The sequence below is a fragment of the Okeania sp. SIO2C9 genome (genome assembly GCF_010672455.1).
In the GTDB taxonomy this organism is placed as follows: domain Bacteria; phylum Cyanobacteriota; class Cyanobacteriia; order Cyanobacteriales; family Microcoleaceae; genus Okeania.
Window position 1 is genome coordinate 237108 of record NZ_JAAHGO010000004.1, and the last position, 14144, is coordinate 251251.

Here is a 14144-nt window from a genome sequence, read left to right on the forward strand (position 1 = left end):
TTTTATAAGCAGATGATCATTGTGAAACATAAATTTTTGGCTATAATTTTGTTGTTTATAATCAGTTTTATCTTAGTTACTTGTAGTGTAAATAAACCTAACAATTATCTCCAACAATTTCCGTCAGAGGCAGTTTTAACAATTTGGTGGAATCGGGGATATTACCTAGAGCAGGATGAGGCTTTGAAAGAAATTATTACTAAGTGGCAAGAAAAAACTAATAACAAAGTTGAACTTTTATTTTTTAGTGAGGATAATATATTACAAGCCACTATTGATGCTTTAGCAAAAGGTAAACCACCCGATATTCTCTTCTCTGAAAGAGCAGAATATACTTTAACTCCCCAATGGGCGTGGGAAGGAAAATTAGTAGATGTTTCAGACATAATTGAATATGTAAATAATTTATACAGCGATACTGCTCTGAAATCTGCTTATTTGTACAATAATATTGAGTCTAAATCTTCTTATTATGCTGTACCAATAATGCAGCAAAGTATTCATATTCACTACTGGCATGATTTAATTCGTGATGCAGGTTTAGGTGAAGAAATACCAAAACAATGGGATGATTTTTGGCAATTTTGGCAGAATGCACAAAAAGTTTTATCTCAACAAAATAATAGTGAGATTTACGCTTTGGGTTTGCCTATGTCTATTTATAGTACAGATACTTATGTTATATTTGAACAAATATTGGAGGCCAACAATGTACAAATATTAGATAAACAAGGCAAATTACAAATAGATAAACCAGCTATAAGACAAAAAATAATTGAGATTTTAGACTGGTATACTAGCTTTTATAAAAATGGATATGTACCACCTAATGCAGTTAATTGGCTAAATTCTGATAATAATACTAATTTCCTCAATCGCAAAACTTTAATGACAATTAATGTAACTATGTCAATTCCTGGTTCTCAACAAGAAGACGAAGAAATTTACTTAAATCAAATGAGAACTATTAAGTTTCCAAATAATCCAAATGGAGCAGAACCTAGATATTTAGTATCTGTCAAAAAACCTTTAATTTTTACATCTTCTGCTCATCCAAAGCTGGCGAAAGAATTTTTATCATATTTAATACAACCAGAGAATTTAGGAGCTTATATTAAAGGTAGTAAAGGTCGCTATTTTCCGATTATGTCTCAACTATGGGAAGACCCATTTTGGCATGATACAAAAGATCCCCATATTTCTGTAGCATCTCAACAATTTACTAAATATAAGACTCACTTATTTGAGAATTCGATTAACCCTGCTTATTCTCAAGTAGATTCAGAAAATATTTGGACTAAAGCTATGCAAAAAGTGTTAATTGATGGTTTATCATCAACTGAGGCAACAGATCGAGCTATTCAACTAATTAAAGAAATATTTGATCGGTGGAAAACTAGAGAAGCATTCATTAATGGATAATGGATAATTGATAATTGATAATTACCTCTGGTTAAAACCGTCCTTGATTGAATATCAGGAGATATTATTTATTTTCTTGGTCAATTGGATATGGCGAGGAGACCCGTTCTTGCAGACCCGCTCCGAAGATCGCCATCCCACCCTTCGGGAAGCTGCGAAGATCGACCGCTTTTTCCCCTTTTAAGGGGATAATAAAAAAAAATTTTCATGAATTTGTCAATCCTCTTCTTTTCAAGGAGAGGTAATTATTCATTATTCATTATTCATTATTAATTGTTGAAGATAAGCATAATAATTTTAGAACCAGATGATAATGATGAGAAATAAATTTTTGGCTATAATTTTGTTGCCGATAATCAGTACATTAAAGGCTTCAAAGATCGCTATTTTTAGATAATTTATCAACTATGGGAAGACATTGTTTGGAGCGAGATAAAAGACCTCTCTATTTCTCTAGCATCTCAACAGTTTACTGAAGGTCATTTCAGTTATAAGTATTTCCTGCAATAGGGAGGCGAGAAAATGCCTGATTTTCTTTTTTACCCCCTTAAAATGGGAAGCTTGAGAGCTTATTTTTTTTGTAAAACTCGTTGATTTAATAATTCGATTAATCATGCTCATTCTCAAATATATTCAGAAAACATTTGGGGTCAAGCAATGCAAAAAATTTTAATTGAAGATTTATCCCCAACTTAAATAATTAATGTAGCTATTAACCAAATTAAAGAAATATTCGATCTTTTACCTTATGGGTTTAATACCCCACCGTCTACAGGCCGTTAATACAGTTAGTGGAGTTTAAATCCCCATTAACCCTATTCTCAGTCCTACTTTCAGCAAATGGCAATTTGCGATGTTAGAGCTTCTGCTAATGCTCTGTATGTAGCCCTATCGACAGCTCCCCTAACTAATACCATTTCTCAAAAACTTTTCTACATTTTCTTGAGTAGAGGAGTAGAGTAGTAGGGGAGTGGAGGAGAAGTAAACATAAGAATAATTAACATTAACTTGACTCAAATTAACAAAAAAAATATTTTACCTGTGTTAATTACTTAATGGCTGAAATATTACCTAAGTATAGCATTACTTTTAGGAATTGGTATAACTACTTCTTGAAACAGAGAAAAATTTTAGATGAAAAAATGAGGATCTAGAATCATGTATTTCTGGAAAAAAAGCCTCCTAATTCAGATTGTAGGTTCTTTTTTAATATTGTCGCTAATGACAATATCAATTGTCGGATATACAACCTTTAGTCAAGCAAGAGCATCTTTAAAAGAATCAGTATTTGAACGCCTTAGCTTTGCTGCCAAACTTAAAGAAAATGAACTTAATCGTTGGATTTTAGACCAACGTAAAAATATCTTAGCGATTGCCGAATTACCAGAAATTAGTAACCGAGCAAAAATCCTACTAACAACCAAAAAATCTACATCAGAATATAAATATGCTCAAACCTCACTGCAAACTTCTTTAACATCTTTTACCACTAATATTGGTAGTTTACAAGAAATTTTTATCTTAACCAGAGGTGGTAGAATTTTAGTTTCTAGTAATCCTAATAAAATCGGCAAATATCAACCTCTAGTACAATATAGCGAAGTTACAAAAACTCCCAAAGATAACTTAATATCAAATTTTTACCCCTCTGTTGAAATAGGTCAACCAATGATTACTTTTGCTACTCCTATTCTCAGTAAAAATGGTAAGCAATTAGGAATGTTAGCTAGCCACCTTAACTTGGAAAGAATTGATAGTATTATTCGCAAACAATCAGAGTTAGGAGAGACAGTTGAAACCTATTTAGTGGGGAATATTGGTAGTAGTTTATCGAGGAGATATGCATTAGTTTCAGCCACAAAATTTGGTTCTGAAGAATTTCCTGATAGTATTGAAAGTGATGCTATTAATGCTGCGATGAATGGCAATAATGGCAAAGGGTTATATAGAAATTATAAAGGTGTGCCAGTTATTGGTGTTTATCGGTGGCTAAAAGAACACAATTTAGCATTACTAGCAGAAATACATCAAACAGAAGCATTTGCACCTGCTCGTCATCTAGCTACTTCGATTTTATTAGTAGGTTTGATATTAGCTTTAGTAATGGCAGTGGTTATGTTGTTATTAGGCCATCAAATTGTACGACCAATTTTAGCGATCGCTCAGACAGCTAAATTAGTAAGTGCAGGGGATCTAACCCAGAAAGTACCAGTAATAACTAAAAATGAAATTGGTTTCCTTGCCCAAACTTTTAATCAAATGATTCAACAGTTAAAAAATTCATATCAACAATTATCTGATTACAGTCATGTTTTAGAAACTAAAGTTGAGGAAAGAACCCAAGAATTAACAGAAAAAAATGCCGATCTAGAACAAACTCTTCAAAAATTAAAAGAAACTCAAGCTCAATTAATTCAGAATGAAAAAATGGTGAGTTTAGGTCAGTTAGTTGCTGGAGTTGCCCATGAAATAAATAACCCTGTTAACTTTATTTACGGCAATATTCAACCTGCTAAAAATTATGCTGAAAATTTACTAGATTTACTCAAGCTTTATCATCAATATTATCCAGAACCAGGAGATGAAATTACAGAGAAACAAGATATAATAGACCTGGAATTTATCCAAGAAGACTTTCCTGATTTGCTTATTTCCATGGAAGAAGGTTCTAAAAGGATTAAACAAATAGTTTTATCCCTACGAAAATTTTCCCGTCACGATGAATCTCAGCAAAAACAAGTTGATATTCACGAAGGTATTGATAGTACTTTACTAATTTTGCAAAGTCGCCTCAAGCCCAAGGTAGGATTTCCCAGAATTAATATTATTAAAGAATATGGTTATTTGCCATTATTCAGATGTTTGGCAGGTCAAGTAAATCAAGTTTTTATGAATATTATAGCTAATGGTATTGATGCTTTAGAAATGTCTTGGGAACAATCAAATTCTCTATTTTGTAATATTCAACCCTATATTAAAATTAAGACTAAAGTTATCAATAAAGATTGGATAGCTATCCATATTACTGATAATGGAATGGGAATACCAGAAGAAGAGAAAAACCGAATATTTGACCCTTTTTATACAACAAAACCTGTGGGTAAAGGCACGGGTTTAGGATTATCTTTAAGTTATCAAATTATAGTGGAAAAACACCAGGGAAAACTTTACTGTAATTCCGTAGTCGGTCAGGGGATAGGATTTGTGATAGAGTTGGAGGGTGTGGATTGTAGGGGAAAGGGAGTGTGGGAAGGGTGGGGGGTGGGGGGAGTGTGGGGAGTGTGTGGAGTGTGGGGAGTGTGGGGAGGGTGGGGAGGGTGGGGAGTGTGGGAAGGGTGGGGAGTGTGGGAAGGGTGGGGAGATGGGGAGATCAAGAAATATTTGGTAATGGTTGAAGATGGAACATTTTTTTATACCGAATTAAACAGATTTGATATAATTAGTGATAAAAAAACTTTCTCCTTCTCCTCCTCTTTGTTCTTCTTTATTTTCTCCTAACTTCCACTCCTGGGAGGGGGAAGGGCGAGGGGTGGGTTGACTCCTAAGAAATATCCTAGCTATTTGTAGCAAAAATTTATCAATTTGATATAACTTTGTACTATCCAGCTACAATAAAAAAAATTATAAATTCCATAAACTCTAAAAATTTAACTTTTTTCCATCTTTTTTATTATGTTTTTCTTTCCCTGTTCCCTATTCCCTATTCCCTGTTGCCTATAACATGACAAAACAAAAACGAGTGCTGATTTTGGGAGGCACTGGAAATGGATGGAAACTCGCAGCTTTAGCTACTACAATACCGGGGTTAGAGGTAATCAATTCTCTAGCTGGTCGCACTCGTCAACCTTCAATAAAATCTACCCATACGCGAATAGGGAATTTTGGTGGTGTACCAGGGTTAACAGAATATCTACGGGTACAACAAATAGACTTGCTAATTGATGCAACTCATCCTTTTGCAGTACAAATTTCTTGGAATGCAGCGATCGCCACTTCAGAATTGAATATTCCTCATTTGATGCTCATCTCCCCACCATGGAAAAAAACAGAAGGCGACCGCTGGGTGGAAGTTGAAAATAATGAAACTGTTGTCGAAATTTTACCAAAGTTAGCTCAAAGAATATTTCTGAGCATCGGTCGTCAAGAATTAGCAAGTTATGCTCATCTCCAAAACCTTTGGTTTTTAATGCGGACGATAGACCTACCTCCACTGAATACCTCAATACCCCCAGGAAAACTATTGACCAGACGTGGACCTTTTTCCTTATTAGAAGAGCGATCGCTTTTACAAAAATATAAGATTGAGGCGATCGTCAGTAAAAATAGTGGTGGCGATGCTACATATCCCAAAATTATAGCGGCGCGGGAATTAGGTATTCCAGTAGTAATGATCCAACGCCCTCCTCTTCCTGATGGAAAACAGGTAACTGATGTAGAAAGTGCAGTTTCTTGGCTCAGAAGTTATAGTGATTGAGTCTTTTCTGCTTCATTAAACTGATACAAAACGTCATTTTTTAATATCTTCTCAAACTAGAATTAAGGGCGTTGGTGAATTTAGCTATGATTTTCGTGGCTGTAGGAATAGGGAATAGGTAGGGACGTTGCATGCAACGTCCCTACATATCTTGATTACGGCTCGCCCAAATATCTTAATTCATAGTTTGATTCACCAACCCCGAATTAAGCATCCCTTTTGCTCTGACTAAAATGGTGAAAAGTAAACTTAGTATCATAAATTCAAAGCGTCCATCCCCGTGTCTGGTGTGTCTGGTGCGCCCCGTGTCTATCGAGAATGAAATATCCCTGCCTTTCACTCAGGGGGTAGGGGGGATACATAGCTGCTTTCCTTCCACCAAAGTCTAATTATTCAACCGGAAATGATATAAGTCCTGATATATTGGAAAATTATCAAAATAATATGAGTCGCGCAACCCCGCTTTGACTGGCGAAATATTTTTGGAGTGAAGCTCAAATCCCCGTTACAAAAATAACTTCTGTACCTCGCCAATCCGGCGGCTCCCCTATCTGACTTCTGACTTCTGACTTCGTTAAGCTGCATCTTTTGATGAAGATGTTTTTCTATTTTTCAAAACACCACTGCAACCCGCCGCACTTAAAGCTAATAAACTGAAAACAGCAGTTGGTTCAGGTGTAGATACTGGGGTATCTTGACGTAAAGTGTATGTGATATCTCCTGTACCAACTCCTTCTGGAGAATCGTATGCAAACCAAGCTTCACCAAGGTCAGAGAAACCTGCTATAAAAGAGAATTCCTCTGCGGAAAAACTCAGCCCTAAGAAGTCACCATCAAAAAATACAGCTTCAGGATCGGCTAAAACATTAGTTTCAGTGTAGTCAACACCCAGAAAATTGAAACCGAGTTCTGATACAGATAAAAATTCTTCATCACTTCCAATTAATGCAGAATCATCAAATTCAAAAAATCCAGAGTATGTTTCACCTACTAAAGGACCAAAATCTGGAGTAACTTCAAAATCATAAATAATTGAAGTTGCATTAACAGGATTAGTATTAATGACTGATAAGCTGAGAACTGTACTTGTAGCAACGAAAGATAATTTTTGAAAGATGTTAGTCATGGTTTTATTTAGTAAAAAGGAGCAAATATTTGTTGGTTGGGTAAATTTAAAAGTTCTTATGCACTCTATAGCTTCTAGACTGTGGCAGAAAAATTACAGGACTTACGCACAGACACGCTTATCGAGTGATATCCGAATGACGCCCCTACATATGGCGTTTTCAAAGGTTTTGCATGCGTAAGTCCTGAATTACTTGCTTTTTTACTATTGAGGGCGAATGGCATTTGCGTTCCGCATAGCTGCCGAATTGCGCCCCTACATATGGCGTTTTCAAGGGTTTTGCACGCGTAAGTCCTGAATTATATCATGTCCGGATAATTAGTTATAAAAAAACTTTCTCCTTCAACTCCAGTTCTTCTTCTTTCTTCCCTCTTTCCTCCTGACTCCTGACTCCTGACTCCTGAGGACTCCGTAGTTATTTATTTATCACTGTTCAACCGGACATGATATTACTTGCTTTTTTACTATTGTGGAAAACTTTACTAGCAATGGCAAGAGCGATCGTACTGATGTTTGAAAGAAAATTAAGATGCAGTAATTGAGTAAAACCACTTAAACTTTGAGTTTTTTTCCATAGTCTGAATATGTAAAGATTCAGGTGAGAACGATCACTTACCCAGGCGATCCGCATCATATTCACTAATCAATAAAACTGGAAAAAATGAAATTATCTGGATTATTCAATTCCGCAGGATTAACATCTTGCACTAACAAGAAAGAGCGAGCGCGACCATTACCAGCAGTACCATCAGGATCGATAGTCAGGATAGTATTTCCACGACGAGAACGGAAACCAACATAACCATCAGCAATGGGATCGAATCCAGCAAAACCAACACCATCCAATAATTCAGCTAGGTCAATTTTATCGCTGCCAACTTCAAAGTCAGTAATGATATCCCTTGCATCTATGATGCTAGTGTAGACAAATGTATCGTCACCACCGCCACCAGTGAGAACATCTCGACGTCGGAAACCAGTAATAGTATCATCGCCATCGGTTCCAATCAAATTATCCCGACGCCGAGTACCCTCAATCACCTCTCCAGGAGTAGAACTTTCCAAATTCAAACCAACTATTATCGGATCGTGGTCGCTTGCTCGCTGATTGGTTTCAGCAAATTCACTGTTCACATGAACAATGTCAAAATCAGCACCTTCATTCAAGCGATCGCTCACCAAAATATGATCCAGAGACTGAGAATTTCCTTGGAAGATGAAACTATAACGCTCATTCTCAGGTAGTGTTTCCGTTAAGTTTGTCAGATTTTGTTCCAGGGTATTCAGGGGAGAAACAAACTCAAACTCATTAAAATCTCCTAGCACTACAACATTTGCATTGGAGTCAGCAGTTAGAGTATCTGCAACAAATCCCTGGACTGCGTTTGCTTGAGCTTGTCGCTCATCAAGACTACCGTTAACGCTAGTGTCTTCCTGACGAGCATCAAAAGGTTGTTCGACACCCAGAATCGGCGCACTGCCTCCCTTGGAAGAGAAGTGGTTGCTAACAACACTGACTTCTTGACCATTAAACTCAAAGTCAGCAACCAGTGGTAGACGAGCGCCCTCGAAAGCACTACCAGAATCTTGGTCTCCAATAGTTTGAACAGAACCATCAACTAAACCAACACGATCGGGATTATACAGAAACGCAGTCCGGATATTTCCACCAGGTTGACCTCCGCTCGCACCATCTGTAATAAAAGTATTATCAATAAACTCGTAATCTGGACCACCAGCAGCAGCGATCGCATCGACCAAAGTCTGGAGAGTTTCGTCCGCAGCAATAGTACCATCATTTACAGAACCGCTATTATCCTGAACTTCTTGTAGTCCAATAATATCTGGTGTACTCAGGTTATTAATAATTTGGCTAGCAATAGTGTCAAAGCGACCATTGGCAACATCTGTATCCCCATCACTATCATTGGGGTCGAGATTGAGAACGTTGTAACTAGCAACTGTGAGTCGATCGTTTTCCGGTGTAATGTTGGTAACTTCAGCTTGAATAGTAGAACTACCAGCGGTAAATGACTGAGTGGGTTGAATTTGGAAATTACCAAAATCATAAGAAACCACCCCAGTAACATCTCCAAGTTCAGTGCCGACATCAACTTGAGGTAAGTTAAAACCTGGTAAAATTCCAGTATCTTCATCAATCTGGATTTTCTCTGGATTGAAGTCGTCAGGACTGATATTGAGCGTACCACGATCGCTAATTCCTGTAGCACCTACACCATTATCAACAACAGTAAAAATTTCACCGAAGCGGTTTGTAGGAGCAGTCGCAACTACATTTTGAGCAGTGACTCGCATTCCTTCTAAAGACTCGAAGAAGTCAATGCCATCGGTTGTCGGGTCAAAGCTGGCAAAAGCATCATCATCAATATTTTCCGTTGGAGGTACGCGACCACCTGAACCTATTATCACTGCATCAGGAAGAGTATTACCACTGGAAAGATTCGTGATTGTAGGACTACTAATTTGAGTAGTTGATAGGTTGCGAGTAGAAGTACCACCAGGAGTAAACTCAGAGACTGTACCATCAACTTGTAGTTCATCACCTACACTAACTCCAGGCGCTGAACCAGTGAAGACAAATATACCATCAGAGGTGGCATCATTACCATCTCCTGTTGGATCTTGTAGGTAGAAACCAATAGTATCTACTGCTGTGACAATACCTGTAGTAGTAACTGTTTGACCTTCTAAAGCGGAGGTGTGAGCTGCACCTTGAATTTCGTAGATAGGAGTTAAAGTTGGTTCTTCACCACCACCATTATCAAAAGTTCCAGCAGTAGGAGTATTATCAGGACCTAGGAAGAAGTCACTAATTACGAAGTCGCTAACTGTATCAGTATCGACTCCATCGGTGACTCGACGGGCACCTGCAGGTAAAAATGGACCATCTGGACCAATAACAGGAGCATCAAAAAAGAAAGTATCTCCTGCATCACCATCTGTAAGAGCAACAGTATCGAGAACAACTTCGCTACCTGTAACAGAAGTACCAGAAATACTACTGGTTTCAACTAAAGCAACAGTCGAACTACTATTTTCTAGGAAGTTATTACTAATATCAGCATTCGGAGCAACTGCATAGTTATTTGCTAAACCTGTAGGGTTTCCGACTAAGAAAAAGCCGTTGTCGCCGATAATATGGGTTGAGTCAAAATCAAATTGAGCGTCAATTCTACCAATTGCAGACCCACTATCTCCTTCGACACCAATAATACTTAAGCCATCCAATGATGTACCAGGGGTGCCAAATATTTCTATAAATTCAGTGTCGTCTGTTCCAGTATGGCTAACGTATACTTCATTAATGACTGGGTTGGAGGCGCTACTACCAATACTAGGGTTGATAGTTCCAAAGGTATCAGTACCAATAGTGGGGTCAGTATCAAAAATTGCTGGAGTTACGTCAGTTCCATTAACATCAAAAACTTGACCGTTGTCTGGATCGTTAATGGCATAAAGGTCTCCTACACTCCCATCCCGGAATATCAATCTGGGTTCATCACCTGTATAGGTAAAGTCTGTTCCACCGAGGTCTGTACCATAGAGGAAAGCTTCATCACCTGTTGTATCAGGTACGCCAATAGCATCAAAAACTGTACCAAAAGTTGATAGGTTATCTGGTACTCCGTCATTGTCAGTATCAATGTCAGTAGAGGTATCTCCTGTGAAATCAGACAAAAGCGCTACTGTAAATGAAGGGTTTTCCAAATCAGGAATATCGACAGTTAACAAACCATTAGCATCAAAAATTCCTGAAACTGACTCAAAATTATTGATGTCTCCTGGATTGGCATTGCCAGGGTCACTCTCAATACTGACAATTACGCCATCAAAGGAATCTCCCGGTGTCCCACTGAGTTCAAAGGTTGTCTGAGCAGGATCGGTACTTATTGGGTTGGGTTGGAATTCACTGATTAAAGGGGTTGTTGCTCCATCACCACCACTTACGCTGAAAGGGTTTGTTGGCATAGTCTGTCTGGGACTATTGCTGCCAGACCAATTGGAATTATCGCCGATCGCTGCTAATAATTCTGCTTGTGTTCCAGAAGTAATACCTGTATAAATGGCATTGTCAATTTCGTCTAAAGCTACTGCTGTTTCACCATTAACTAAACCTGTGGGTAAGGCGGAAGTATTGGAACTGGTGGAGTCAGACTGCCATATTCCGGGGTTGCCTTCACTATTGAGAGCGTAAATAAAGGTGGGGTTGTGACTATCCCCTTGGTAAGCAATAATTTGGTCGCCACTGGCTGAAAATAAAATACTACTTATAGTAGGATTAATTATTGTTCCGGCAGCAATATCTGTGGGTGCTGTCCAAGTAAAATCTCCTTCAGTATCTCTGAAAGTACCAGCAGCTTGCCAACCGTTATCGGTAAAATTAATTTCTGTACCTGCACCAATATCTACTAATGGTGTAAAGGCAAATTCATCTGGGTCATCAAAGTTAAAGCCAATAATGGCTATATCTCCTGACGATAATGTTGTTGCAGCCATTTCTATTTCCTAATTAATTTGACTATTGGTTAATGTATTTGACTAATTAGTATTGGTTTGATAATTCTTTGTGATTTATTCTCATATGTGAGTGATATTACACACAAAATCAAGATATTATCGGCGAGCTGATGCTCAACTTCTTGGTAATTTGTAAATTACTTAATTAATCTAAACAAATGTCATCCAATCTTGGGTTAAGTCTAAGTTAAAAACTCAATATCTTTGTAGAAACTTTATATTACCTATCAGTTTTGTGAAGATTGTGTGAAGTCAATCAATTTTGAACCATAGAAATTTAATGCAAGTTCGGATATTAAACTCTCTGGTAGTTGTACATTGTAATGGTATTATATCAAATCCGGTAGCATCGGTGTAATTAGATGGGGAGATGGGGAGATGGGGAGATGGGGAGATGGGGAGATGGGGAGATGGGGAGATGGGGAGATGGGGAGATGGGGAGATGGGGAGTGAGAGAAATATTTGGTAATGGTTGAAGATGGAACATTTTTGTATACCGAATTAAACGGATTTGATATTAGTATCTAATATAGAATCCGGGTAATTAGTTATCGTATTACTGAGGAGTAATGAGTAATGAGTAATGAGTAATGAGTTAGGAGTAATGAGTAATGAGTAATGAGTAATGAGTTAGGAGTAATGAGTAATATCAAATCCGGTTGAATACTTAATTGTATTGTTGGGGGAGATGGGGAGATTGAATAATGAACATATACTATATAACCGGATTCTATATAATATCATGTCCGGATAATTAGCGATAAAAAAATTTTCTCCTTCTCCTGCTGTTTCTTATTCTTTCTTCCCTCCTGACTCCTCTGTCATTTATTTATAACTCTTTAACCGGACATGATATAATTATTTTTGTCACGGTATAGACAGTGGGAACAAGATGCTCCCGTTCTAAGTTTTCCTGATCTCCATCTACTATGCAGGACGATGCAGGACGACCAACTCTCCGACCTCCAGAGAAAAAAAAACTAGGCATAGACGATCAAATATTAACTACTTGAAACTTTGGGAAACTGCATAAGTGCCTAGTTGTACAGAGATATAATTTAATCGACGATATTAAGGGTGAATTTTATGAAGACAATAGTTATATTATGTCCGGATAATTAGTGAGAAAAAAACTTTCTCTTTGTTGTGGGTTAACAGTGGGGATGGCTAAACCAGTTTTTCGACAGACTGCTCAGTTGTCAAAACAGGGAAAATATAGTGAAATCAGGGACGGAAAAACTCAAAACTAATGTCAAAAACAGCACAATTTGAAATTCTTGGTTCTCAAAAAATCATTGACTGGTTGAACTTTGAGAAAGTAAGTTTAGCATTTACTACCTATCAATCTAATCGACTTTTTTTCATTGGGGTTAAGTCTGATGGTAGTTTAGGAGTAACCATGCGGACTTTCGATCGCCCTATGGGACTTTATGCTACTTCCTCTGACAGCTTAACTTTGGCTACTCGCTACCAGATATGGCAGTTAGAAAATATGGTGGAAAAAGACCAGTTATTTAAAGGGCGCGATAAAATGTATGTTCCTCGTCGCAGTTGGTTAATTGGCCAATTAGATGCACATGATATTGCCATTGCCCGATGGGGAAGCGACAACCAACAAATTATTTTTGTTAATACCTTATTTAACTGTTTGGCGACATTGAGCGATCGCTACAGTTTTGTCCCGCTCTGGAAACCACCTTTTATATCTAAACTTGTCCCTGAAGACCGATGCCACTTAAATGGATTAGCGATCGTTGATGGACAACCAAGCTACGTTACTGCTTGCAGTCAGTCGGATGTGGTAGACGGGTGGAGAGAGCAACGGCGTAATGGAGGCTGCATTATCCATGTTCCCAGTAAAGAAATTATTGCCACTGGACTCTCGATGCCCCACTCTCCCCGTTTTTACCAGAATAAACTGTGGTTGCTCAATTCAGGAAAAGGAGAATTTGGCTATATAGAACAGAAAACGGGCAAATTTCAACCTATTGCGTTTTTTGATGGGTATTTACGCGGATTGACATTTTGGCAAGATTATGCAATTGTCGGTTTATCCAAACTAAGGGAACAAACTTTTTCTGGTTTAGCTCTTGAGGAGAAATTGACACAAAAGGGAGTAGAAGCTTTTTGTGGCTTGCAAGTCATAAATTGGAAGACTGGCAATATTGTTCATTGGTTGCGTGTAGAAGGGATTATTACTGAATTGTACGATGTAGCAGTATTGCCGAGAGTGCGATATCCAGGTTGTATTGGTTTGCAAGAGTCAGAGGAGTTGAGACGAGTAGCTACCCGGGATCTTAGTGTAGAGATTTAATTAGGGTTTGCTGAAAAAGTCTTTTTGCTGGGGTAGGAGACAGGAGACAGGAGACAGGAGACAGGAGAAATGGGAATGTAGAGGAGGTAGGAGCGGGCGTTTTGTCCCAAAATTGTTCTGCCCAACTCTTGCACAAAATGCTAGTGTTTTGAGCAATCTTTACCGAAAACAGGCGCACTTTTTTCAACCTAAAACAGCTAAAGTCTTTATCTATCAATGCTTTGACATTTAATCAGCAAACCCTAATTAGTTATGTTGCGATCGCTTGA

General features: G+C 37.8%; 7 protein-coding genes. 4 read left to right on the forward strand and 3 right to left on the reverse strand.

What is annotated here, in order from left to right; translation table 11 throughout:
- The first annotated feature begins 12 nt into the window (after positions 1 to 12).
- The 3 genes from F6K23_RS05155 to F6K23_RS05165 all read left to right on the forward strand — a co-directional run bounded on the left by F6K23_RS05155 (position 13) and on the right by F6K23_RS05165 (position 5896).
- Positions 13 to 1422 (forward strand): ABC transporter substrate-binding protein, encoded by a 1410-nt coding sequence (locus F6K23_RS05155; RefSeq protein ID WP_375340734.1) that lies wholly within the window; start codon positions 13 to 15, stop codon positions 1420 to 1422.
- Between the two features lie 1221 nt (positions 1423 to 2643).
- Positions 2644 to 4920, forward strand: coding sequence for an ATP-binding protein (locus F6K23_RS05160; RefSeq protein WP_293151507.1), 2277 nt, complete (start codon positions 2644 to 2646; stop codon positions 4918 to 4920).
- Between the two features lie 223 nt (positions 4921 to 5143).
- Positions 5144 to 5896, forward strand: coding sequence for a cobalt-precorrin-6A reductase (locus tag F6K23_RS05165; RefSeq protein WP_293151510.1), 753 nt, complete (start codon positions 5144 to 5146; stop codon positions 5894 to 5896).
- 574 nt (positions 5897 to 6470) lie between these two features.
- Here the strand turns inward: F6K23_RS05165 and F6K23_RS05170 are convergent.
- The 3 genes from F6K23_RS05170 to F6K23_RS05180 form a co-directional block, all read right to left on the reverse strand.
- Entirely contained in the window at positions 6471 to 7022 is a 552-nt protein-coding gene (locus F6K23_RS05170; RefSeq protein ID WP_293151513.1) for a hypothetical protein, read from the reverse strand.
- Between the two features lie 433 nt (positions 7023 to 7455).
- On the reverse strand, positions 7456 to 7656 hold the full coding sequence (locus tag F6K23_RS05175; protein ID WP_293151516.1) for a hypothetical protein: 201 nt from the start codon (positions 7654 to 7656) through the stop codon (positions 7456 to 7458).
- Positions 7657 to 7661: 5 nt separating this feature from the next.
- Positions 7662 to 11540 carry an endonuclease/exonuclease/phosphatase family protein gene (locus tag F6K23_RS05180; RefSeq protein ID WP_293151519.1) on the reverse strand — a complete coding sequence of 1293 codons (3879 nt, stop codon included), beginning with the start codon at positions 11538 to 11540 and terminating at the stop codon, positions 7662 to 7664.
- Between the two features lie 1270 nt (positions 11541 to 12810).
- Between F6K23_RS05180 and F6K23_RS05185 the strand changes: the two genes are divergently transcribed.
- Entirely contained in the window at positions 12811 to 13875 is a 1065-nt protein-coding gene (locus F6K23_RS05185) for a TIGR03032 family protein (protein ID WP_293151522.1), read from the forward strand.
- Positions 13876 to 14144: the final 269 nt, after the last annotated feature.